This window comes from Polaribacter batillariae (assembly GCF_017498485.1).
GTDB lineage: Bacteria > Bacteroidota > Bacteroidia > Flavobacteriales > Flavobacteriaceae > Polaribacter > Polaribacter batillariae.
This window is the reverse complement of the sequence record NZ_CP071795.1, coordinates 2,066,162-2,089,688: the sequence shown is the minus strand read 5'-3', so window position 1 is coordinate 2,089,688 and position 23,527 is coordinate 2,066,162. Positions and strand designations below refer to the sequence as shown.

Here is a 23,527-nt window from a genome sequence, read left to right as displayed (position 1 = left end):
ATTAGATTGTGAATAATATAAAAATGATTAGTAATGAAAACTAAAAAAAAAATATTTTTATACTTAAGTATTGGTGTGTTTGTAATTTCATTAACTCAAAAAAGTTATTGTACTGTTGGTGGTAATTGTGAGTATTTTTCAGGATTACTTAATTTAATCTTTGGCTGGTTTGGAGTATTTATGTTACATTTTCCAGCTTTTACATGGTTAGCGAACCCATTACTTTTTATTTCTTGGTTACTATATAAAAAAAAACAAAAGACTTCTTTAATTTTGAGCGGAATTTCATTTATGTTAATGCTCTCTTTTTTATCTGTTAATCAAATTATTGTAAATGATGGTAGTACAAGTTCAATTGTAAATTTTTATGGCTTAGGTTATTGGTTATGGTTATTTAGTTCATTTATAATATTAATTGGAAATTTAACCCATATGAAAAACAGAAAAATCAACTTTATCAAACTCGGACTTTTTCTATTCGTAGCTACCTTATTCTTATGGAATTGTACTTTAGAGAATAATTCATACGAACCAGAAAATATCGATTTAAATAACGTAAAAACTGTATCCTTTAAAGATGCAATTGCACATTTTAATGCTAAAAAAGAAAAAATTAAACAAAAAAAGAATTATTCAAAAAGTACAGAAAATAAATTTGAAGTTACTCCTGATTGGAACACCCTAGAATATAATGAAATTGCCTATACCAATGCTCAATTGACTACTGCTAATTCTCAAATAAATAGAAATGGTCAATATTCTAGTCAACTATATTTTATTAATGTTAACAACCATATTAGAAATGTAATTTTTACGATCTGGAAAGATGAAGTTGATAAAAAAGGTAGTCTCATCAATGGAAGAATATATTTCAATGATTTAGAAGGTAAGTTCATTGATGGATATCGAGTTGAAAATGGAATTTTCACAAAACGTTTTGTTGTAAAACCACAAATTCAAAAAGCTAGTTTTTTCCCTCTTTTTTTTATTCAACAACACAACATAACTGAAGAAGGAGATTGTTGGAATACAGATGTTTTAAATGATTTTGAAGGTGGTGTTTTAAACGAAGTTGTTATAACTGCTGAAGGTGGAGGAAGTAGTAGTACTGGAGCAGGCCATAGTGATAGCTATAATTGGTATTACACATATGGTCCTGGAAGTATAAGCTATGGTAGTTACATTAATGGAGCAACATCTACAGGTACTATTGGTGGAGGTGGCAGCTCTAGTTTATCTTCTAGTCAAGTAACTTCTGCTGCTGCTGCAATTCTTATGGCGGCTCCTATTGAACCTGATGAAAACGGAAAGTGTCCTGAGGGATATGAAAAAAATCCCACTACTGGAAAATGTGACCCCATTTGTACTGGTGGGAAAATTTATAATAAAACTACTCAAGAGTGTGAATGTCCTGAAGGACTCGTTGAAGATAGTTTTGGTAACTGCGTAGAAGACCCTTGTAAATATATAAAACTTCAAATTCAAAACCCAAACTATACTGCCCAAGCAAACGAATTAAAAGGGAAAACTGGTTTAAAAAAAGAAACTGGATACAAACAAAACAAGGATGGAAATCAGGTTTCATTAATAGATACTAATGGTGGTCATTCGTTAACAATACCTATAGATAACAACACCGTCGGCTATATGCATACACATCTCAATAACTTTATTGAGATAAACCAAAAAACGGGTAAAGAAGAACTAAAAAAACCAATAAAAATGTTTTCTCCCGCAGACATTATTAATTTTTTGCAAATGGTAAGAAACACTAAATTTAATGGAGTGCCTACTCATTTAGTGTATGCAACTATGATATCTAGTTCTGGTAATTACACGTTACGTTTTACTGGAAATGTTGATGATAATTTTATAACTAATGCAAATATGCTCAATTCCCCAAATAGTTATAAAACCGTTTATGAGACTTATATTAAAGATAAAGGAGAAGAAAGAGGTTTTTTACATTTTATGAAAGATTATATCAAAATAAAAGATATTAATTTATATAGAATCAGAGATAATGGAGATACGGAAAAGAAAACTCTAAAAACAAATGGAAAAGTAGATACCAACGATTGTTAAATATAAAAAATATAAAAATGAAAAAATTGAATATAATATTAGTTTTTACTTTATTAAGTTTAAGCTGCAAAGCACAACATATAATACCTGTAGAAAAAGTAGTAGAGTACAGAAACACAAATGAAGGTTTATTAGGTGATAAAGATTACGTTTATGTAAAAGACATCAATAACCTTTTAGATAAATTTGTAGGTACTTGGAAAGGAATTTACGAATCTAAAAATTATGAATTCGAAATTATTAAAATAACCGATGACAGAGGTGAAGTAAAAGAAGATATGCTTTTAATGCGTTATAAAATTACTGATGCATCTGGAAACCTTATAGAAAATACGCTAAACTTACCTAATGATAATATGTATGTAATAAGAGGAGAGTATTTAGCAAAAACAGGAAGTTATGTGTTAGATTATATGGGTAAAAAAGGAGAATGTGGTCAAAATGGAACTATTTTTATTTCTGCAAATGGAAATAAAATGGATTTATTTTTATCTGTAGATGGAGAAATATATCCTGAATGCACAGCTGGTGGTTCAGATCAAGTTTTACCTGTAAATGGAATTGAATTAATAAAACAATAAACACAAACCAAAACCTCGCATAAAAAAACAGCAGAAAAGTACAAACCACAAAACCTGTACTTTTCTGCTATTTCTTTACCAATAAAACTAGGCATTCCAAAGCTTTTCAATTGGTATTAAAATATCTTCACAAACCTTAATCAATTTTTCACTTTAAAACAAAAATTAAACTCAATAAATGGTAAAATCTTATTTACAAAGTTTAAGCGTTATTTTTGCTTAATAGCAGAAACAACCCTTTTTAAAAACTCGTTTTGATCGGCATTTTTAGTTAAGCCTAAACGAACAATTACCAATTCTTCGTCAGGTAAAATATATACATTTTGTCCTTGATAACCACTTGCAAAAAACATCTTTTTAGAAACGTCTGGATATCTCCCTGAAGAATTTAACCAAAAATGCGCTCCATACCAACCATCAGAAGTTGGTGTAGGTTTTACCACATAATCTGTCCAAGTTTCCTCAAAAATTTGTGTTCCATTCCAATTTCCTCGGTGTAAATACAGCAAACCGAATTTTGCCCAATCTCTTGCAGTTGCCCAAGCATAAGAAGAACCTACGTAATTTCCGTCTAAATCGGCTTCTACAGTCATCGAATTCATGCCAATTTTATCGATTAAGTTTGTGTACCAAAAATCTAAATATTCTTGATGCGTTTTAAACTGTTGTCTTAAAATTCCTGAAAGCAAATTACTCGTTCCAGAAGAATAATTCCAAGTTTGGTTAGGTTTACCTACCAATTGCTTTTTTTCTTGCTCTTTGGTCATGTTTCGCTCTAAAAACAACATTCTTGTAGCATCTGAAATTTCATTATAATTTTCGTCCCAAGCCAAACCCGAATTCATTTGTAGTAAATTATGAATGGTAATGTTTTTTCTATCATCATTTTGCCAACTTTTTACAGGGGCTTTGTCTTGTACATTTATTTTTCCTTGAGATTGTAAAATTCCAAAAATGGTAGAGGTAATACTTTTTGTCATAGACCAACCTAATAATTTAGAAGTTTTATCGAAACCATCTGCATATCTTTCTGCAATAATTTGATTTTTATAAATTACAATTCCTGCCCTTGTTTGGTTTTTTTCTTCAAACAAAAAATCGATTGCTTTTTGTAACTTTTTATAATCAACATTCGTAAAAATAGTGTCTTTTTGTGGTGCATTTCCAAAGGGAAAAGAGATATTGTTACTGCCTTTCGCCCTTTTTGGTACTAAATAAGCTGCTGTTGCATCACTTTTATCTAACATTAAAACAGCGCCTAAACCTTTTCTATAAATCGCTTTTCTGGTTAATAAACCAAATGCAGATGAAGTGGCTATTTTCTTTTCTCTATTAACATAATCTGTCGCCAAATTTACAGGCGAAAAATTATTATCTGTTGTATCTGTGAACGCTAAAGTTCTTTCTGCTAAAAACACAGAAGAAGCCATGTTTTTTGCTGAATAACCAGATAATATATTCAATTTCGGATAATTATAAATTACAGCAATCGTAATAATAACTGCAATTAAAAGAAGAGTTCGTTTTACTATTTTCATAAAATACCATTTAATCTTGTAAAAATAAGAATTTAATCTTGCCTTTCTTATCAGTTTAAAATTGCATCCTTTATCTTTGTATTTTAAAACGATTTGTATGATAAATGTTGATAAAATAAGAGCAGATTTTCCTATTCTTAAAAGAGAAATAAACGGAAAACCTTTGGTATATTTCGATAACGCAGCCACTTCACAAACACCACAAGTTGTTATTGATGCAATTGTAGATTATTACAGTAATTACAATGCAAATATTCATAGAGGCGTTCATGCTTTAAGTCAAGAAGCAACTGATAAATACGAAGAAGCGCGTATTAAAATTCAACATCATTTTAATGCAAAACATGCATACGAAATTATTTTAACCTCAGGTACAACAGACAGTATTAACAGAGTTTCAGCTGGTTTTGCTTCGCTTTTAAATAAAAATGATGAAATTATTGTTTCGGCTTTAGAACATCATTCTAACATTGTGCCTTGGCAAATGTTGTGCGAAAAAACAGGTGCTATTTTAAAAGTAATACCAATGTTAAAAGATGGCTCTTTAGACATGGCAACTTACCATAATTTGGTAAACGAAAAAACAAAATTGGTTTTTTGTAATCATGTTTCAAATGCTTTAGGAACTGTAAATTCTATTGAAAAAATTATAGAAACTGCACACAAATTCGGTGCTGCTGTATTGATTGATGGCGCACAAGCAACACCACATATAAAACCAGATGTACAAGCTTTAAATGTCGATTTTTACGTGGCTTCTGCACATAAATTATGTGGTCCAACAGGTGTTGGAATGTTGTATGGAAAACAAGAATGGTTAGAGAAATTACCTCCTTATCAAGGTGGAGGAGAAATGATTGATACGGTTACCTTCGAAAAAACAACCTATGCTGGTTTGCCTCATAAATTTGAAGCTGGCACACCCAATATTTGTGGCGGAATTGCTTTTGGAGCTGCAATTGACTACATGAATGCTGTTGGATTTGACAACATTGCTTCTTACGAAGACGAACTTTTAAAATACGGAACACAAGAATTATTAAAAATTAAAGGTTTAAAAATTTACGGAACTACTTCAAAAAAAACGGCAGTTATTTCTTTTAACGTTGGCGAAATTCATCCTTATGATATTGGTGTAATTTTAGATAAATTAGGCATTGCTGTAAGAACAGGACACCACTGTGCACAACCCATTATGGATTTTTATAAAATTCCAGGAACCGTTAGAGCTTCTTTCTCCTTTTACAATACTAAAGAAGAAATAGATGTTATGATTACGGCTTTAAAAAGAGCTGTAATGATGCTTTCTTAGGAGGAAAAAAATCACGAAAACGATACTGAAAAAATCTTTTCGGAATGACAAACTAAGTGGAAATTGGGAGAAAAGTAGGTTAAACCATATTTTAAAAAAAGAAGCTGTCACAAAAGAAAATGTAACTGTTATTTTTAGCATTACTAAAATCAAAATATATTTTGATTGAAAGTAGCTAACGAAGTTATCGAGAAATCTAAAATACTGAAATTCAATAAATAAGATTTCTCCATAACAGTCGAAATAATAAATTTTAATACTTTCGAGACAGCTTCTTTTTCTATTTATAGACTATCTTAAGGCTGGAGAGTAGTTTGTTGGATAATCGTCTGCTTTTGCCAAACCATCTGTTGCTAATGTAAAGTTAGAACCAAATTTAGCATCTATAGCTGCTAACATTTTGTTTGCCATTAGCGCATAACCTCTTCCTGTTAAATGAATACCATCTAAACTAACCAAACCACCAGTAACTAAATCTGTTGTCATAGTATAACGATCGAACTTAATTCCGTTAGCGGCTTCTCTTAAAATTGCGTTTAAGTCTATTAGTGCTATATTTTCATTTGCATTAACAACTGTTGTAATCGTTGCATTATATGCATCTGTAGCTGTTTTTATAGCCATTTGTTCTTCTGGTGTTAATACCCATTGGTCTGCTAAAGCTACACCAACACCATTAACACTCGCAGGATTATTTGGATCTGCTAGAGTTCCAATAAAAGATGAACTTGGTAACACTAGTAAGTCTTCTGAAGTTGCTTGTCTTAATTGTTTTAAAGCAGCAAAAGCAGGGTTTATAGCACCAAGGTCTGTTAGGTTTTCATCTATAATTACAACCGCATTTTGTCCTGCTGCAAAAGAAATTGTTCTTTTCGCAACTTCTGCATCAGCATCCGCCTGAGACATTGCCCCACCAGCAACTAAAGCTCCAAAAGCTTGTTTGATTCCTCCATTATATGCTGCATATGCTCCATTAACAGCAGTTGCTGTTGCTTCGTCCATAGGAATTGCATTGTAAGGAACTGTTGTGAAAAAAGGTAATAAACTAATATCTGGTACAGTTGCAATTACTCCTTTTGTACCTCCTGCTGTTAAAGCAGAAACCATTCCGTTAAAAACTTGATTAAATACAACTGGACTTGTAATATCATTAGACCCATAACTAGCAACATCTAAATTATTTTTTTGATCGATACCAGTTCCTCCAGAAGTGGCAAAACTTAAAACATCGTTTCCTCCAACTTCACTAAGTGTAAAAAAAGTGGGTTGCTGTGCCATAGCATCTCCTAAAACTGTTGCTCCTGTACTGGAAGCCATTCTTCCAAAATATGGGTTTAATGTTCCATAACCAGCAAAAGTTAAGTGAAAACTTTTTGCTCCAGGAATACCATAATTATTAAAAGAAGAACCCTCTGCAGGTGCTGTTAAATTTGTCGTAGGAACTGCTTGTAAACGTGCTGGACCAGTGCCATTAAAATATAAACGTGGTGGTTGAATAACTGTAGATCCTAAAACAAAACCTCCAATATTATCGCCCATTAAAGGCTGGTTAAAATCTCCACCACCAGCTGCTTTAAATTTAGCTGCTAAAATATTCGGAAAAGAGTTCTTTTGTCCTTCAATAAACAATGCTCCGTCTGTAAAACCTGCTGTAAAAGAGGCTCCAATTGCAACATATTTAGAGAAATCTAAGTCATTTGCATCTAAGTTTACTTGTGGTTTTACTTCTTCTAAAATCGGGTCTAAATCGTTGTTTACATCACAAGATGCAAAGCCTATTGATAAAAGAAGTAAACCTATATATTTATAATTTTTCATAAATTATTGTTTTTTTATTAGTTATTAATTGTCCAAGAAAGGTAGTATTGAGAACCTATAGCCCCAACTCCTGGTGCACTAAAATATTCTTTTCCTGTTAAATTTGCGCCACCTAGTTTAAAAACAGATTTAATTGAAGGCACACTATAATTAATTTGAGCATCTAAAATGGTTCTAGATTCTATGGTTGCATCTAAGAAAGTAGATTCCCATAAATATTCATCTTGCCATCTTGCGTTTATGTTGAAACCAAAGTTTTCAAATAAATTTGTATGACCGAATTGTAATTTTACTTTATGTTCTGGTGTGTTAAAACCAGCTTCAAAATCTGGGTCAGACGCTTGATCAAAATCAAACTTTGCATAGGTATAATTTACGCCTAAATCGAAACCATTAAATATTTTTGTATTTAAACCTATAGAACCACCATAAGAACTAATGTCTGCAGTGGAATTTGTATATACTTGGAAAGCTTTAAAATCTCCATTTCTTAATGCTAAAAGAGACAAGCTATTATCTCCTACAGTTCCATAAAAAGGAACCAATACATTTTTACCAGAAATAAAATCTTCGTAACTGTTATAGTATGCACTTAAATCTACAGTAATTCTAGATTCCCCTGCACTAATTAAACCTCTATAACCTAATTCGTAAGCAGTCACTTTTTCTGGTTTTACTAAAGGTGCAACTGACGCTACTGGAGCACCAGCTTGAACAGAACTTGCAGAGAAAGAGTTTTCGTAAGCCAATCTTCCTACTAAAGTTGTTGTAGCTCCTCCTGTAAATGTTTGACCTGCAGGACTTACATTTAATGGTGCAGATGTATATCTATCTAAATTGTCTGGTGCAGAACCTACTAAAATTGCAGCCCCAGCATCTAGACCAATGTATTGATCTTGTGTTGTTGGATTTCTAAAACCTGTTTGAAAAGAAGCTCTAAAATTATCGTTTTTATCTTCTCCTGCTGCATATGCTATCGAAACTCTTGGAGATAAATTACCATCGAAATTTTGTGCTTTGTCATAACGAACAGAAGCAGTAAATTTTAAACGATCGTCTTCTAACATTTTCTTTTGCATTTGCGTATAAACTCCATATTCATCATAATCGATAGGACCATCGTAATCTGTAAAAATACTTCCATTTGAGTTTAAAGAATACCTTCTATAAGAACCTCCTACTTGAAATTCTGCAAAATCAATAACATCCTGAAAATTATAGTTTACGTCTCCATGATACAATTTTGTTTGATCTTGAAATTTAGATCCTGTCACTAAATCTGGGTCTGATGTTACCTCATCAAATGCCGCTTGAAACCCTGGGGTTCCTGGTTCTAACCTTCCAGTATCTGCTGCAGCTCTTGCTGCTATATGAGAACCTGTTACTAGATAAGTACCTGCGTATTGTTGAAACCAATCTTGGTCTGATTTCCATCTTCTATTGATATTAATTGCAGCAAAACGCGAATCGTAAGAGTTACCTGCGTCTTCTGTAGTAACATAACCTCTTACAAAGAAGTTTTTACCTCTTAATTCTAATTTTTGTTGTGCCAAATAGAAATCTCTAATATTATACCTATTTGCTCCTTGGTAAATGGTATTCCCAACACCAAATTTAGAATTAAAAATTACTTCTAAACGATCGTCACCAAAAGGGCGATAATGTAATGCCGTATTTAATTTTACACTTTTAGCTTCGTAGTCTTTCATTAAATCTACTTCTCTATATCCTGTTCTACTTACCCTACCAATGGCGCCACCTAAATCTACAGCAACTTCATCACCATAAATATTTAAGCCATCGAAATCGTTTATAGATCTATCTCCAGGAGCATATTCTCCATTTCTTGTATTTCTATAATCTGTAGCAAACCATTCTGTTCCTTTTAAGTAAGAAAGTGTTGCTTTCGCCGCAAACTTATCAGAAAAAGCATATGCCATTCGAATGCTAGCATCATGGAAAGCATTGTCTCCAGCAGCATCTTGAATTGTTAAACCACTCTTATAAGAAAAACTAATACCTTGGTCGTTAAACGGACTTCTACTGGTCATAAACATAATTCCATTAAAAGCATTTGCACCATATAATGCAGAAGATGCACCAGGCAATAGCTCTACTGTATTAACATCTAATTCCGACATTCCTAAAAGGTTTCCAATCGCAAAGTTTAAGGCTGGTGAAGAATTGTCCATACCATCTACCAACTGCATAAAACGTGTGTTTGCAAATGTTGCAAAACCTCTAGTATTTACAGATTTAAAGGTTAAACTGTTTGTATTGATATCTACCCCTTTTAAATTTTCTAAACCATCGTAAAAAGAGGGCGAAGATGTATTTTTAATCGCTCTGGCATCCATTCTTTCTACAGTTACTGGAGACTCCATAATTCGTTCTGGAGTTCTAGAAGCAGAAACAACAATTTCATCTAAAGAGGTTTCGTTTTCTGTTAAAGTAACATCTACTTTTTGGTTGTTTTTAGTAATTTCAATTTTTTCGGTTTTAAAACCTAACATCGAAACTTCAATAGTAAAAGGTGGGGTGTCTGAAACTTTTAAAACGAATTTTCCATCGAAATCTGTAGTTGTACCTACAGCTTTTCTAGAAATTTTAATGTTTGATCCTGGAAGTAATTCTCCTGTAAGCGCATCTTTAACTGTACCTGTTACAGTAGTTTGGGCAACCATAACAGTGCTACTAAACGCGATACATACAAGTAGTAAAATCTTTTTTATCATAATTTGAATTAATTTGTTAACTGTTATGCAAAATACAATTTTTTTTGAATTATTAATTATTTGACCTACTATTTTGTATTTTTATGAAACAAAGCTTCTTAAATTATGATAATCTCATTCGAATAATTGATTAAAATCGATAAATTTTAAGGCTTTAGTGTTGTACATTTGCTACGAGAAAATCTTATTTTTTTTGAAAACGATTATCGATATATCTAATTTTTCGACCGAAGAAAAAACTTTTGTGACTATTGGAACCTTTGATGGCGTGCATTTTGGACATCAAAAAATATTAGAAAAATTGGTTTCTGAAGCAAAAAATGCTGGAAAAAAATCGGTATTGCTTACCTTTTTTCCACATCCAAGGATGGTTTTGCAAAAAGATGCTTCTATCGAATTAATTAATACGATTAACGAACGAGAAAAACTCCTTAAAAAAACGGGCTTAGATTACTTAATTATTCATCCTTTTAGCAGAGATTTTTCTAGAATGACGGCTCTTGAATTTGTACGAGATATTTTAGTAAATCAATTTAATATTTCGAAATTAATTATTGGTTACGACCATCATTTTGGCAAAAATCGCGAAGGAAACATTCAGCAATTAACAGAATACAGCCATTTATACGATTTTAATGTAGAAGAAATTCCTGCACAAGATATCGACCATGTTTCTGTAAGTTCTACAAAAATAAGGCGTGCTTTGGCCAATGGAAACCTAAAAACAGCCAACGATTATTTGGGCTATAATTTTATGCTGAAGGGAAAAGTTGTAAACGGAAAAAAATTAGGTGGTAAAATTGGGTATCCAACTGCAAATATAGATATTGAAGAAGATTACAAACTAATTCCTAAAACAGGGGTGTATGTTGTAAAATCTACCATCGATAAAAAAACTGTTTTTGGAATGATGAATATTGGAAACAGACCTACTGTAGATGGAAACCATCAAACCATTGAGGTTCATTTTTTTGACTTCAATCAAAATTTATATGGCAAAATTTTAACCATAGATTTAATTTATTTTTTACGTGACGAAGAAAAGTTCGATTCTCTTAATTCGCTAATTCTTCAACTTAAAAAAGATGAAGAAGCTGCACGTGATTATATAAAAAATAAACTTATAATTTCCTAAATATATGGTCGTTTTTTTTATTAGTAATTCACGTTAAAAACTACTGCACAAATTATATATTTGCATTCTTAAATTCTTACAAAATGTTACAAGTACAATTTATTAGAGAAAATAAGCAAACCGTTTTAGAGGGGTTGGCAAAACGTAATTTTGCTAACGCAGAAATTATTGTTGAGCAAGTTTTAACTGCCGATGAAAATAGAAGAGCAACACAAGTTGCTTTAGACGCTATTTTAGCAGAATCTAATACTTTGTCTAAAGAAATTGGTGGTCTTTTTAAATCTGGAGAAATACAAAAAGCAAACATTTTAAAAGAAAAAACGAGTCAATTAAAAGAGCAATCTAAAGAATTTTCAGAAAAATTAAATGGTTTTGCTGATGAGCTTCAGAATTTATTATATCAAATCCCAAACATTCCGCACGCTTCTGTAAAAGCAGGAAATTCTGAAGAAGATAATGAAGAAGTGTTTAAAGAAGGAATGATACCAGATTTGGGCAAAAATGCATTGCCTCATTGGGAATTAGCCAAAAAATACGACATTATCGATTTTGAATTAGGTACCAAAATTACAGGTGCTGGTTTTCCTGTTTATAAAGGAAAAGGTGCAAGATTACAACGTGCATTAATCAACTATTTTTTAGATAAAAATATAGCTGCGGGTTACAAAGAATACCAAGTGCCACATTTGGTAAACACAGCATCTGCCACTGCAACTGGGCAATTGCCAGATAAAGACGGGCAAATGTATCATGCAACAATCGACGACTTGTATTTAATACCAACTGCAGAAGTGCCAATTACCAATATGTTTCGTGGAAATTTAATTCAGGAGACCGATTTTCCAATCGCAGCAACAGGTTACACACCTTGTTTTAGACGCGAAGCTGGTAGTTATGGAGCGCATGTTCGTGGTTTAAATAGGTTGCATCAATTCGATAAAGTAGAAATTGTAAGAATAGAACACCCAAACAATTCGTATCGCGCTTTAAACGATATGGTAGAACACATCAAAGGTATTTTAAGAGAATTAAAATTGCCTTACAGAATATTGCGTTTGTGTGGTGGAGATACTGGTTTTACAGCCGCTTTAACATTCGATTTCGAATTGTTTTCTACAGCTCAAGATAGATGGTTGGAAATTAGTTCTGCTTCAAATTTCGAAACTTTTCAAGCAAATAGATTAAAGCTTCGTTTTAAAAACAAAGAGGGTAAAAGTGAGCTTGCACACACCTTAAATGGTAGTTCTTTGGCTTTACCACGTGTTTTAGCAGGAATTTTAGAAAATTATCAAACCAAAGACGGTATTAAAATACCAGAGGTACTGGTTCCTTATTGTGGGTTTTCTGTGATTGACTAAATTAGTACGCAGTCTTCAGTTGGCAGTAATCAGTCAGTTTGTTTGCGGTTGAATGGAATCGTAATTTTAAGTATTTGTTTGCAGTCAGAAAATAACTGCCTACTGTAACTGAAAAACTGTGGACTAATTAGCTACAACTGCTAGCATTAATCTTTTGTATTTGTTCATTTCTAAAAGAGCGTTTAAATATGCAGCTATTTGTCCGTTTTTCATAAACTTTATGGAATTGCTTTTTGCTATTTGATATTGTTGAGAAAAAGTATTCATACAATTTAAAATTTTATTTGGTTATACCTTAAAGACTAATTTCGCGCCAAAATGTTACAAAAGACCTCTTAAAAAAGAAATGGGTTTAATAAAAATTTAACATTTTTGTTGTTTATATTTGAACTCCATGAAACACTTCTTTTTTCTTATCTTATTTATTGCCAGTAGTTTTAGTGTTGCCCAAAACATACAACAAGCAACACAAAACGAATACCTGCTTGCAGAAAATTACTATAGAGAAGGAGAATACGAAAAAGCAACCCAGCTTTTTAAAAAATTATACGAAAAAACACCCTTTAACACCACATATTTAGGGCGATTAATTACCTGTTACCAAGAAACAGATCGATTTAAGGAAGCAGAAAACCTATTAAAAGCCCGAATAAAATCGAATGCCTCTCAAGTTTATTTATATGTTTATTTAGGATATAATTACGAGCGACAACAACAAAAAGAACAAGCAAAAATCAATTACGATTTAGCATTAAATTCTTTAGATAAAAATGCAGCTTATGGCGGAATTATTGGGCGTCTTTTTAAAGATTACAACTTGCTAGACAATGCTATTTTAGCTTACGAAAAAGCAATGGAAAAGAATAAAAATGCCAATTATAGCTTTCAAATTGCACAAATTTATGGCGAAAAAGGCGATTTTAAACAAATGTTTGAATCGTACATAAATCTGGTTGATAAAAACGAACAATATTTTAGCCTTGTTCAAAGATATGCAAGTAAATATATTACAGACGATTCTGAAAATGAAGCCAATATTTTATTCAGAAAAACACTTTTAAGAAAGTCTGTTAGCAATCCAAAAGATGTTTGGAACATGCTTTTAAGCTGGTTATTTGCACAACAAAAAGATTACAAAAAAGCATTTATACAAGAAAAAGCACTGTACCAAAGAAATTCTACAGATTTGTCTTCTATTTTTATGATTGGAAAAATCGCTTTCGAGAACAAAAATTTCGATGCTTCTACAGAATGTTTCCACTTTATTAAAGAACATTCAAATAGTAAAGAAGAAATTATTGATGCCAATTTATACCTCTCGAAAATAGCAGTAGCTACCAAAAACCCAGAAACAGAAGCGTTATTTCAATCTCTTTTTAAAGAATTTGGTAAAAACACTTCTACCATAAAATTACAAGTAGCCTATGCCGATTTTTTAACATTTTCTGCCAACAAACCAGAAGAAGCAAAAAAAGTTTTACAAGAAGCAATTGGGTATGCTAGTTCTAAATTCGACAAAGCAAGAATTAAATTAAAATTAGGCGACGTTTTAGTATTTACAGGTAAATTCAACAAAGCATTAATTTATTTTTCACAAATTCAAACACAGTTAAAAAACCACGAATTGGCGCAAGAAGCTCGTTTTAAAGTGGCGCAAACCAGTTATTTTAAAGGCGATTTTACCTGGGCAAAAGCACAATTAAAAGTTTTAAAAGGTTCTACCACACAGTTAATTGCCAATGATGCTGTAGATTTATTTTTAATAATTTCCGATAACGAACCTTTAGATTCTATTCCTTCTGGATTAAAAGAATATGCGCAAGCGGAATTGTTAGCCTATCAAAACAAAGACAACGAAGCGATAAAAGTCTTAAATTCTGTCTTAGAAAACCAAACTTTAAAAGAATTAAATGGCGGTTTTTTACCAATTACAAATAACATATATTTTAAGATTGCGAAACTGCAGATAAAACAAAAGAAATACGAAGAAGCCATTTTAAATTTTGCCAAAATTATAGCAACAGACAATCAAGGTTTTTTAACAGATGATGTTTATTACGAAATGGCAGAATTGTACAATTTTCTAGGAAATACAGAGAAAGCACAGGAGTATTATCAAAAAATAATTTTCGAACAGCCTTCTAGTATTTATTTGGTAGAAGCTAGGAAAAAATATAGAAAATTAAGAGGAGACAAAGTTCAATAACTCTCTGCAAGGTTTAATAGTTTCCTGCAAGGTTTTTAAAACCTTTTAGGTATTAAATAATTACCTTCTTGTAGGTATCAAACTACTATCTTGTAGATAATAACAACATTAAATATACACCTAAAAGGTCTTGGAAACCTTGCAGGAAAAGCTAAAAAAAAAACAAATCTAAACAAAAATGTACATATACAACGTAACAATAAATATCGATGAAAGTGTTCACGAAGAGTGGTTAACTTGGATGGAAACACACATTTTAGAGGTTTTAAATACAGGTAAATTTATATCTGCGAAACTTACCGAAGTTTTGGTTAACGAAGAAATGGGCGGAAAAACCTATTCTGTACAATATACTGCAAATACGAGAGAAGATTTAGACAATTACTATCAATTCGATGCAGATAAATTACGAAAAAAAGGTTTAAAATTTGCTGATAAAATGGTTGCTTTTAGAACAGAATTGCGTGTGGTAAATGAATTTTATCCTACAGTTACAAGTAATTAGAGCCAAATGAATTTAATTAAAGAACTTTTAGAATTCAAAAAGAAAAATAAATTTCAGTTATCAGACTGGAATAATAGAGGTTTAAATTTTTCTAAAAATTATATTATCGAAAAAATAACTGAAACAATTGACTCATTTTTATCTGAACTTATAAAGATTTTAAAAACCAATTCTGTAAACTTCAAAAACCAATTTTTAATCTTACTCAATGGAATTCATTAAGAAAAACAGCAACTAAAAACTTGCCCCAACACCCATCGAAAAAGCTTTTATTTTAGAAACACCAATCTTAAAATGCTCGTAACCAGAAGAAATATGGTAGTTTTTAAGATGATATTTTAAGAGCACTTTTGTTTTATGAACCTCTTTGTAATTGATAACTGCCCATTTATGCGAAAAATCGACACTAATTGGTTTTGCGATAAATAATTCTGCACCAAAACCCAATCCAAAACGAGTTTCGTTTACATCACTTCCTGCATGCATCATTCCCAAACCGAACCAAGCATCAAAACGTTGTGTTCGAACTCTGTAATACCATTTAAACATTAAAAACGTTATAAAAAGATTTTAGATAAAATTCATATCCGGTTATAGACTTAATGGTCTTATTATCCATTTGATAAACTAGGTGCTCTATTTTGGATTCTAGTATATCTAAAGTGTCATAAATTTTCATTGCAATTTTACTTTTAAGGTATTGCCAAACTTTTTCAGCTGGATTTAGTTCAGGGCAATATGCAGGGATAGGTAATAAGATAATATTATCAGGCAATTTTACATCTTTAGTAGAGTGGAAAGCTGCATTGTCAATAATTACAATTTTTAGTTCCAAAGGATTACAGGCACTTAAGTCTCTTAAATACTCAATAAAAAAGTCTTTACACACAGTATCTGTTAGCATGCAGAAACTCTCACCTGTAATGGGTGAAAAACTTCCCCATAGCCATTTACTCTGATAACTATGTTTGTACTTTGCTATAGGTTTAACGCCTTTAGCTGTAATGACTCTTTTTTGTTTGGTGATTAATCCAAAACGAGATTCATCTTGAAAAAATAAATTGACCGATTCAAAGTTATTTTTATTTAGTTTTGTTCTAAATAATTTAAAAGTGTTTTCTAGGTTTTTTAAAAACCATTTCGGCTTTCGGGTCTTTTTTATAATGTGACTTTCTTGATACTTTTAGCTTAGACTTATGTTTTCGCCTACAATGTGCATAAAGTGCACCATAATTTATCATCTCTGATAAATCTTCGGCTATATGAGCTTGTAACTCTATATAGGAAGTTATGGTGGTATCGCTGTTAGATAATGTCTTGGAGATATAGGCTTTTGCTCTATCAGAAATATGAACGGTATTATTACCTCCGCTATGTATTTCTAATAAATTTGAAAGGCCTCCTGTTTCATAGTCTTTAATCCAATTGCCTATGGTGGTTGGACGTCTGCCAAGCTTCTTTGCGATTGCATTACGATAGATATACTTCCCGGACTTTATGTAGTATAACATTTTTAAACGATCTCTTCGTAATTCTGTAGTGGTAGACTCATATAGTTTTCGCAATTCAACAGATTCTTCTTTAATCGATAAGGTAATTTTCTTTGGCATATTGAAAGATAATAAATTTTACCCCGAAAGATAATAAATATTATCTTGAATTCAAAGTTTAAATGGTATAATACTTTAATAAAGCCGAATATAAAGAAAATGAATCTCGGTTTCCGTTTACGTTCTCAAAAAGATATAAATAATCTACATCCAAAGCAAAACGTTTTAAAAATCGGAAATTTACCCCAAAATTATTTCCATATAAATTTTTACTTTCTCGCACAAAATTGTTGGTAATATCGAAACGAGTAATGTTGTAATTGGTAGAATCTGTATAAATAAAATTACCATATCTAGCTTCTTTATACGGGTAATTAGAAATTTCTGCATCGTGCATTCTTCCATTTATTTCCCATGGAGATTCGATTAAAACACCATAAAAAGTGTAGGCTGCAATGCCCCAAACGATACTTGCAAAAAGGTTTCTAGCAGGGTTGTCGTCGTTAATATTACTTCTTCTTGAAGCAGATTTTTTTGAAGTAACCGTGCCAGAATTTCTAGAAGATGTAGAGGTTTTAATACTTTCTTTCCCTTTTTTTAACTTTCCTTCTTGAGAAAAAGTGGTTATTTGAAAGCTGAAAAGTAGAACGATAATTAGCAGTAAATTTTTATTCATTTTGGTTGATTTTAATCATACAACGAACCAAAAATTATGCCGAATTTTAACTGTACATTTGTGGTAGAAGTAAAAAACGAGCAAAATGTCTGTAAAAGCAAAAAAACATTTAGGTCAGCATTTCTTAACAGATGAAACAATTGCAAAAAACATTGCAGATGCGTTAACAGAAAATGGGTATAAAAATGTCTTGGAAATTGGTCCAGGAATGGGTGTTTTAACCAAATACTTATTGCAGAAAAAACCAAAAATTACGGTTTTAGAATTAGATCGAGAATCTGTTGGGTATTTAAAAAATGTTTTTCCTGTAGAACACCTCAACTTAGATACTTCCAAAGAAAAATTCGAAATTATAGAAGGCGATTTTTTAAAGAAAAACCTCTCGGAAATTTTTAATAAAAAACAAGTCGCAATTATTGGAAATTTCCCTTATAACATTTCTACACAAATTGTTTTTAAAGCCATAGAAAACAGAGAATTTGTACCTGAATTTGCAGGCATGTTTCAAAAAGAAGTTGCCAAAAGAATTGCAGAAAAAAAAGGTTCTAAAGTGTACGGAATTTTATCTGTTTTAACACAAGCTTTTTTTAATGTCGAATATCTTTTTACAGTACCACCAACCGTTTTTAACCCACCACCCAAGGTAGATTCTGGTGTAATTCGCCTTATTAGAAAAAAAGATTATTCGCTTCCTGTGAACGAAAAATTGTTTTTTAGAGTTGTAAAAACAGCCTTTAATCAACGCAGAAAAATGCTGCGTTCTAGTTTAAAATCTTTTAATCTTTCGGATTCTTTAAAAGAAGAACCTATATTTGCGAAACGTCCAGAACAATTATCTGTACAAGACTTTATCTCACTCACGCAAAAATTAGCAGAAAATGAACTTAGAAATTAACAACGAATTTCTAGACAAACTAACAGAACTTATTGCTTCTAAAAGCGATAAAGAAATTTCTGCGCTGTTTGCTGAAGTCCATTTTGCAGACATTGCAGAGGTGCTAGACGAGTTAGATTTCGACGAAGCCATTTACATTATTAAGCTTTTAGACAGCGAAAAAACATCCGAAATTCTTACAGAATTAGACGAAGATACGCGTGAGAAAATTCTCGAAAACTTATCTGCACAAGAAATTGCAGACGAAATTGGAGAAATGGACACAGATGATGCTGCAGATATTATTGGAGAACTTTCTGTAGAACGCCAAAGACGTGTAATTAATGCGTTAGAAGACGACGATTTAGCTGCAGATATTAAAGAATTATTGTCTTACGACGATAATACTGCTGGTGCTTTAATGGCAAAAGAATTGGTAAAAGTGTACGAAACTTGGACTGTTGCAGGTTGTATGCGAAGAATTCGCGGCCAAGCAAAAGAAGTAACCCGAGTACATTCTATTTACGTAGTAGATAAAGAAGAAAAATTAGTGGGCAGACTGTCTTTAAAAGACTTAATTACCTCTAAATCTGACCAAAAAATAGCCGATATTTTAAAGCCAAAAGTAGATGCTGTAAATGTGCATGAAGACGATGAAGAAGTGGCAAAAATTATGGCAAAATACGATTTAGAAGCCATTCCTGTGGTAGATGATAATAACGTTTTGTTGGGTAGAATTACGATTGATGATATTGTAGATGTTATTAGAGACGAAGCCGATAAAGATTACCAAATGGCAGCAGGTTTTTCGCAAGATGTAGAAGTAAATGATTCTATTTTAGAAATTACAAAAGCACGACTACCTTGGTTAATTTTAGCATTGTTTGGTGGTTTTATCTCAGTTTCGGTTTTAGGAAGTTTCGATAGTGCTATGGACCAATACCCAGAATTGTTTTTTTTTACACCATTAATTGCTGCAATGGCTGGGAATGTTGGTGTACAATCTTCTGCAATTATTGTGCAAGGTTTGGCTAATGATAGCTTAAAAGGCTCACTTTTTAAAAGATTGTTAAAAGAAATTTTACAAGGGCTATTAAATGGCTTTGTTTTGGCAGCCTTACTAATGTCTGCAGGAATGTTATTTTTAGGCTTTAAAATAGATTTAGGAATTACTGTTGCAGCTTCTTTAATTTCTGTAATTGTAATTGCTTCGATTATTGGAACATTTATTCCTATTATTTTGGCGAGAAGAGGTATAGATCCTGCCTTGGCAACAGGTCCTTTTATTACAACCAGTAACGATATTTTAGGAATTCTAATTTACTTTTCTATTGCAAAATTAATTTTAGGGTTTTAATGTTTTCTAAAACATAAAAAACCTTTCTGTTTTCACAGAAAGGTTTTTCCCTTTTCTATCAATTTTAGATATAAGCCCCTAATCTCATATCTGCAATTAATCCCTTTTTTAGTTATTAAATTAATAATATCTACACTACAAATGTACGTTTGCTTTTAAAAAGAAGACTGTGTAAAACCGTAAATAAAAATGTGGATTTCCGCAAAACAGCTATTTTTATACATCTATACCGCTTACAAATTGAATTTACCGTAATAAAACGTCTTTTTTTATTTACAGTAAATCTAAAAACAAAATGGTATTATCAATCTATTATGCCTAATTCTTTTGCTTTTAAAACCAAATCTGTGTTATTATTTGCATTTAGGTCTGTTCTTAAATTTGCCAATTTTGTTTCAATAGAACGCTGTTTTAATAAAGCTCCATCGCTTTTTGTAATAATGCCTTCTAAATTACTAATTTTTGCATGATTGGGAAGTTCCTTTAGTATTTGAAGAGCAACATCGTCCATTTGAATTTGAATGATATTTCTGCGCATTATTTTTTGATGAATTTCGTGTGTATAATAGTAATCGTTTGCTAACATTTTATTTATGGCAAAACCAATTTCTATAGCATCGCACTTGCTTTTTAATAAATATGCATTGGGGTTTAAATTGCGAATTACATTAAACACTCTATTGGTTTCTGTATGGCCTGTAATTACAGCAATTTTTAGATCAAACTCGTTATTTCTAATGGCTTTAATCAATTCTTCTCCACCATCTAAATTGGTTTCTTCGGTAGAATTATCGAAACTTAAATCTGTAAGAAGAATATGAAAAGGATTCGTTTTTTGATGTGTTTTTATCAATTGAAAAGCCTTATCACAATTATTGGCAGTAACAACATCGAAGTCTCCTACTTCTTTTAGCGAACATAAAATACCCTGTATTACTAATTGATGATCATCTACAATTAAAATTCTTATACGCTCTTCCATTTTTTAGGGGTTTCTATTGTGGTGGTAGTACCTTTATTTTCTATACTTTCAATAGAGAAAGTACCCTGAATTTCTTCTATGCGTTCTTGCATATTTTTAATACCAATTCCTGTTTTTTTCTCTAAGGTATTAAAACCTTTTCCGTTATCTGAAATAATTAATATAATTGTTTTTTTGGTATCGCTAAAACGAATGTTTATTTTTGTTGCTTCTGCATATTTTCTTGTATTTTGAATACTTTCTCTAATGGCTAAATATAAAGTTCTTTTAATAGAATTATTTATTTCTTTCCAAGAGATATCGTCTATATTTTTTACTGAAATTTTAAAATCGATCTCAAAATAATCTGCAATTAGGTTTATTATTTGATTTTTAAAAGAAACCTCCTCGAAACTTTCACTACTTAGTTGGTGCGATAAATTTCTTACGTTTTCTTTAATAACCTCTAAATTTTTTGCAGCTTCTTGTTGGTTTGCTTTTGCTAATTTTAAATGTAACATTCTTATGTCTCCAGCAACCTCGTCATGCAAAGATTTTGCTATTTGCTGGCGTTCTTTTTCTCGTGCTTCTACTTGTTGTAATTTGGCTTCGAAAAGCAGTTTTCTTCTTCTTATTTTGGTTATTGTAATTATAAAAAGAATCAAAAGAAAACTTCCTAATGCTACTAACCAGCCAATAATTTTTTGTTGCTTTTCGCTTTCTAAAGCCAACTGTTTTCGTTCGTTTTCTAATTTTAAATTTGAGTTCTCTTTTTCTTTTTTATCGGTCTCGTATCTAATTTTTGCAAACTGATTTTTCATCAATCTTTCTCTATTGTATAGACTGTCATTTAATTGAATATATGCTTGTAAATATTTTTTTGAAGTTTCTCCTTTTGTTAACTCAGATAATAATTTTAATGCTTCTAAAGTTCTAGTATTTTCATTAGACTGTTTCGAATATTTTAATCCCTTATTTGCATAAAACAATGCTTTCTCTTTATTCCCTTTATCTTTATAGTAAAAAGCTAATAAATTATTAGTAATGCTAATACCTTTTATATGTTTTGCTTTTTCTCTTATACTTAAAACTTTTTTATAATTGTACAATAAGTTTTTTTCATTATTTAATTTATAGTTGTTTAGTGTCATGTTTTCTAAAATAAAAGCATAGCTCAATGAAAACTTTTCTTTAATACGATCTATTTTTAGCGCTTTTTTTAAAAAAAAATTCGACTTTTTATAGTTTTTTTTCATTTGATATATTAAAGCTACATTATTATAATAGTTCAATTTAGACTTAATTACTCTATCATTAACTTCACATTTATTCAAATAATTTAAGCTTAAGTTAAAATAATTCAAAGCTTCTTCATATTCATTTCTTCTTTTAGCAATAAGACCTAAATTATTATACAAGTCTGCCTTTATTCTATTTAAATTAGATTTTTCTAAATATTTTAAAGAGGTTATTGTTGTAGTTTCTGCGCCTAACAAATCTTTTTCATTCATTTGAATAACAGCAAAATTTAACATTCTTCTTCCAGCTGTAATAGTATCGCCAAGCTTTAGCAAAAAGTTTTTAGAAGTATTATAATGGTAATATGCACTATCTGGAACCTCTTTGTATTTATAATAAGTGGCTAAATAGAAATGAAATTTTTGTATGCGGCTTAAATCGTTTGATGCCTCTACATTTTTCTTTGCAATAAAACAGTACTTTTTAAGAGAATCTAACTTTTTTTGTCTAAAATACATTAATGCAATTTGCATGTTTGCATCAAATTTTAAACTATCATTTAAATTTTTTGAAAAAACAACTAATTTTTTTGCATACTTTTCTTTTACTTTTAGTGAAAGTTGTTTATTTTTTATTTTTTTGATATAAAAATGAAGCGAGTCTTTATTTTTCTCTATTCTCTCTTGAGAAAAAAAGGAAACAGAAATACATAAAGAAAGAAGAAAATATTTTTTTTTCAAAAAAATAGTACTTAAAATTTAAAAGCCTTAATAGAGAATAATTAAGGCCTTTACTAATAATAAATATTTTTTATTTACTCTGGATCATCCCCTCCAGTTCCTTCTTCTCCAGTTGTCTCTCCCTCAGTGACTTCTCCACCAGGATTTAAACTCATTTCGAACTCTTCTAAATTGTTTTCTTGTAAATTCATTTTTAAAATCTTTAATGTTTAACTCTCCAAAATAAGAAATTTTTTATAGTAAACCATATTTTTATTGTATTTTTTGAAACAAATCCCATAAAACAACACCTGTGGTAACAGAAATATTTAAAGAATGTTTGGTGCCTAATTGTGGTATTTCTATACACAAATTAGATGCATTTACCACCTCTTGTTGCACCCCTTTTACTTCATTTCCCATTACAATTGCATATTTTTCGCCTTTTTTAGGCTGAAAATCATTCAGTTTTGTGCTGTTTTCTGCTTGTTCAATAGACAAAACTTTTACACTTTCTGCTTTCAATTTTTTAACTAATTCTAAAGTATCTTTAGCATATTCCCAATCTACAGATTCAGTAGCACCCAAAGCTGTTTTATGAATATCTTTATTGGGAGGTGTTGCAGAAATACCACATAAATAGATTTTTTCAATCAAAAAAGCATCTGAAGTTCTAAACACAGAACCAATGTTATTTAAGCTTCTAACATTGTCTAAAACTACAATTAAAGGTGTTTTTTTAACAGATTTGAATTCATCAACCGTAATTCTATTTAATTCGTTGTTCTTTAATTTCCTCATATTTCTATCTAAATATAGAATTTGGCTAAAGCCAATTTATTGTTAATTCTCTTAACAATGGGTTGAAACCCATTGCA

At 31.0% G+C, this 23,527-nt stretch carries 21 protein-coding genes; 10 read left to right on the top strand and 11 right to left on the bottom strand.

Annotated features, from left to right (window positions below):
- The first annotated feature begins 33 nt into the window (after positions 1-33).
- Positions 34-2,085: a hypothetical protein gene (locus JL193_RS08970; RefSeq protein ID WP_207970486.1), complete on the top strand. Its 2,052-nt coding sequence runs from the start codon at positions 34-36 to the stop codon at positions 2,083-2,085.
- 17 nt (positions 2,086-2,102) lie between these two features.
- The gene (locus JL193_RS08965; RefSeq protein WP_207970485.1) at positions 2,103-2,666 is read left to right on the top strand and encodes a DUF6705 family protein; all 564 of its coding nucleotides are present in this window, start codon (positions 2,103-2,105) and stop codon (positions 2,664-2,666) included.
- A 209-nt stretch (positions 2,667-2,875) separates the two neighbouring features.
- Here JL193_RS08965 and JL193_RS08960 read toward each other — a convergent pair whose 3' ends face one another.
- Complete coding sequence (locus JL193_RS08960; protein WP_207970484.1) at positions 2,876-4,204, bottom strand: serine hydrolase domain-containing protein; 1,329 nt, start codon at positions 4,202-4,204, stop codon at positions 2,876-2,878.
- A 97-nt stretch (positions 4,205-4,301) separates the two neighbouring features.
- Here JL193_RS08960 and JL193_RS08955 point away from each other — a divergent pair, with 97 nt between their 5' ends.
- Positions 4,302-5,516 carry an aminotransferase class V-fold PLP-dependent enzyme gene (locus JL193_RS08955; protein ID WP_207970483.1) on the top strand — a complete coding sequence of 405 codons (1,215 nt, stop codon included), beginning with the start codon at positions 4,302-4,304 and terminating at the stop codon, positions 5,514-5,516.
- A 291-nt stretch (positions 5,517-5,807) separates the two neighbouring features.
- Here JL193_RS08955 and JL193_RS08950 read toward each other — a convergent pair whose 3' ends face one another.
- Together JL193_RS08950 and JL193_RS08945 are read right to left on the bottom strand one after the other, a co-directional pair.
- Positions 5,808-7,334 carry an SGNH/GDSL hydrolase family protein gene (locus JL193_RS08950; protein ID WP_207970482.1) on the bottom strand — a complete coding sequence of 509 codons (1,527 nt, stop codon included), beginning with the start codon at positions 7,332-7,334 and terminating at the stop codon, positions 5,808-5,810.
- Positions 7,335-7,351: 17 nt separating this feature from the next.
- Positions 7,352-10,069 carry a TonB-dependent receptor gene (locus tag JL193_RS08945; RefSeq protein WP_207970481.1) on the bottom strand — a complete coding sequence of 906 codons (2,718 nt, stop codon included), beginning with the start codon at positions 10,067-10,069 and terminating at the stop codon, positions 7,352-7,354.
- 193 nt (positions 10,070-10,262) lie between these two features.
- Between JL193_RS08945 and JL193_RS08940 the strand changes: the two genes are divergently transcribed.
- Positions 10,263-11,204, top strand: a complete 942-nt coding sequence (locus tag JL193_RS08940) for a bifunctional riboflavin kinase/FAD synthetase (protein ID WP_207970480.1) — start codon at positions 10,263-10,265, stop codon at positions 11,202-11,204.
- An 83-nt stretch (positions 11,205-11,287) separates the two neighbouring features.
- Complete coding sequence (gene serS / locus JL193_RS08935; RefSeq protein WP_207970479.1) at positions 11,288-12,562, top strand: serine--tRNA ligase; 1,275 nt, start codon at positions 11,288-11,290, stop codon at positions 12,560-12,562.
- Positions 12,563-12,685: 123 nt separating this feature from the next.
- Here the strand turns inward: serS and JL193_RS08930 are convergent, their stop codons facing one another.
- A complete protein-coding gene (locus JL193_RS08930) occupies positions 12,686-12,829 on the bottom strand; it encodes a hypothetical protein (RefSeq protein WP_207970478.1) in 144 nt (47 codons plus the stop codon).
- A gap of 127 nt (positions 12,830-12,956) precedes the next feature.
- Between JL193_RS08930 and JL193_RS08925 the strand changes: the two genes are divergently transcribed.
- The 3 genes from JL193_RS08925 to JL193_RS08915 all read left to right on the top strand — a co-directional run bounded on the left by JL193_RS08925 (position 12,957) and on the right by JL193_RS08915 (position 15,495).
- Entirely contained in the window at positions 12,957-14,768 is a 1,812-nt protein-coding gene (locus JL193_RS08925; protein WP_207970477.1) for a tetratricopeptide repeat protein, read from the top strand.
- Positions 14,769-14,946: 178 nt separating this feature from the next.
- Entirely contained in the window at positions 14,947-15,273 is a 327-nt protein-coding gene (locus tag JL193_RS08920) for a DUF4286 family protein (RefSeq protein ID WP_207970476.1), read from the top strand.
- 6 nt (positions 15,274-15,279) lie between these two features.
- Positions 15,280-15,495, top strand: coding sequence for a hypothetical protein (locus JL193_RS08915; RefSeq protein WP_207970475.1), 216 nt, complete (start codon positions 15,280-15,282; stop codon positions 15,493-15,495).
- A gap of 12 nt (positions 15,496-15,507) precedes the next feature.
- Here the strand turns inward: JL193_RS08915 and JL193_RS08910 are convergent, their stop codons facing one another.
- Genes JL193_RS08910 through JL193_RS08895 form a run of 4 tightly spaced genes read right to left on the bottom strand, consistent with a single transcriptional unit; the run spans position 15,508 to position 17,499 of the window.
- Positions 15,508-15,822 (bottom strand): hypothetical protein, encoded by a 315-nt coding sequence (locus tag JL193_RS08910; RefSeq protein WP_207970474.1) that lies wholly within the window; start codon positions 15,820-15,822, stop codon positions 15,508-15,510.
- Entirely contained in the window at positions 15,815-16,435 is a 621-nt protein-coding gene (locus JL193_RS08905; RefSeq protein ID WP_243456886.1) for an IS630 family transposase, read from the bottom strand. Before JL193_RS08905 ends, JL193_RS08910 begins: the two co-directional genes overlap by 8 nt.
- Entirely contained in the window at positions 16,380-16,883 is a 504-nt protein-coding gene (locus tag JL193_RS08900; protein WP_207970473.1) for a helix-turn-helix domain-containing protein, read from the bottom strand. The genes JL193_RS08905 and JL193_RS08900 overlap by 56 nt, the downstream gene beginning before the upstream one ends.
- A 58-nt stretch (positions 16,884-16,941) precedes the next feature.
- Entirely contained in the window at positions 16,942-17,499 is a 558-nt protein-coding gene (locus tag JL193_RS08895) for a hypothetical protein (protein ID WP_207970472.1), read from the bottom strand.
- Between the two features lie 85 nt (positions 17,500-17,584).
- Between JL193_RS08895 and rsmA the strand changes: the two genes are divergently transcribed.
- A complete protein-coding gene (gene rsmA, locus JL193_RS08890) occupies positions 17,585-18,394 on the top strand; it encodes a 16S rRNA (adenine(1518)-N(6)/adenine(1519)-N(6))-dimethyltransferase RsmA (RefSeq protein WP_207970471.1) in 810 nt (269 codons plus the stop codon).
- Complete coding sequence (gene mgtE, locus JL193_RS08885) at positions 18,378-19,730, top strand: magnesium transporter (protein WP_207970470.1); 1,353 nt, start codon at positions 18,378-18,380, stop codon at positions 19,728-19,730. The genes rsmA and mgtE overlap by 17 nt, the downstream gene beginning before the upstream one ends.
- 304 nt (positions 19,731-20,034) lie before the next feature.
- Here mgtE and JL193_RS08880 read toward each other — a convergent pair whose 3' ends face one another.
- The 3 genes from JL193_RS08880 to JL193_RS08870 all read right to left on the bottom strand — a co-directional run bounded on the left by JL193_RS08880 (position 20,035) and on the right by JL193_RS08870 (position 23,450).
- A complete protein-coding gene (locus tag JL193_RS08880; protein WP_207970469.1) occupies positions 20,035-20,712 on the bottom strand; it encodes a response regulator transcription factor in 678 nt (225 codons plus the stop codon).
- Entirely contained in the window at positions 20,697-22,463 is a 1,767-nt protein-coding gene (locus JL193_RS08875; protein WP_207970468.1) for a tetratricopeptide repeat-containing sensor histidine kinase, read from the bottom strand. Before JL193_RS08875 ends, JL193_RS08880 begins: the two co-directional genes overlap by 16 nt.
- A 459-nt stretch (positions 22,464-22,922) precedes the next feature.
- Complete coding sequence (locus tag JL193_RS08870; RefSeq protein WP_207970467.1) at positions 22,923-23,450, bottom strand: RNA methyltransferase; 528 nt, start codon at positions 23,448-23,450, stop codon at positions 22,923-22,925.
- Positions 23,451-23,527 lie beyond the last annotated feature (77 nt).

Coding starts and splice junctions, on each gene's coding strand:
- JL193_RS08970 (WP_207970486.1), top strand. CDS start 34: ATGAAAACTAAAAAAAAAATATTTTTATACTTAAGTATTGGTGTGTTT.
- JL193_RS08965 (WP_207970485.1), top strand. CDS start 2,103: ATGAAAAAATTGAATATAATATTAGTTTTTACTTTATTAAGTTTAAGC.
- JL193_RS08960 (WP_207970484.1), bottom strand. CDS start 4,204: ATGAAAATAGTAAAACGAACTCTTCTTTTAATTGCAGTTATTATTACG.
- JL193_RS08955 (WP_207970483.1), top strand. CDS start 4,302: ATGATAAATGTTGATAAAATAAGAGCAGATTTTCCTATTCTTAAAAGA.
- JL193_RS08950 (WP_207970482.1), bottom strand. CDS start 7,334: ATGAAAAATTATAAATATATAGGTTTACTTCTTTTATCAATAGGCTTT.
- JL193_RS08945 (WP_207970481.1), bottom strand. CDS start 10,069: ATGATAAAAAAGATTTTACTACTTGTATGTATCGCGTTTAGTAGCACT.
- serS (WP_207970479.1), top strand. CDS start 11,288: ATGTTACAAGTACAATTTATTAGAGAAAATAAGCAAACCGTTTTAGAG.
- JL193_RS08930 (WP_207970478.1), bottom strand. CDS start 12,829: ATGAATACTTTTTCTCAACAATATCAAATAGCAAAAAGCAATTCCATA.
- JL193_RS08925 (WP_207970477.1), top strand. CDS start 12,957: ATGAAACACTTCTTTTTTCTTATCTTATTTATTGCCAGTAGTTTTAGT.
- JL193_RS08920 (WP_207970476.1), top strand. CDS start 14,947: ATGTACATATACAACGTAACAATAAATATCGATGAAAGTGTTCACGAA.
- JL193_RS08915 (WP_207970475.1), top strand. CDS start 15,280: ATGAATTTAATTAAAGAACTTTTAGAATTCAAAAAGAAAAATAAATTT.
- JL193_RS08910 (WP_207970474.1), bottom strand. CDS start 15,822: ATGTTTAAATGGTATTACAGAGTTCGAACACAACGTTTTGATGCTTGG.
- JL193_RS08900 (WP_207970473.1), bottom strand. CDS start 16,883: ATGCCAAAGAAAATTACCTTATCGATTAAAGAAGAATCTGTTGAATTG.
- JL193_RS08895 (WP_207970472.1), bottom strand. CDS start 17,499: ATGAATAAAAATTTACTGCTAATTATCGTTCTACTTTTCAGCTTTCAA.
- rsmA (WP_207970471.1), top strand. CDS start 17,585: ATGTCTGTAAAAGCAAAAAAACATTTAGGTCAGCATTTCTTAACAGAT.
- mgtE (WP_207970470.1), top strand. CDS start 18,378: ATGAACTTAGAAATTAACAACGAATTTCTAGACAAACTAACAGAACTT.
- JL193_RS08880 (WP_207970469.1), bottom strand. CDS start 20,712: ATGGAAGAGCGTATAAGAATTTTAATTGTAGATGATCATCAATTAGTA.
- JL193_RS08875 (WP_207970468.1), bottom strand. CDS start 22,463: ATGCAAATTGCATTAATGTATTTTAGACAAAAAAAGTTAGATTCTCTT.
- JL193_RS08870 (WP_207970467.1), bottom strand. CDS start 23,450: ATGAGGAAATTAAAGAACAACGAATTAAATAGAATTACGGTTGATGAA.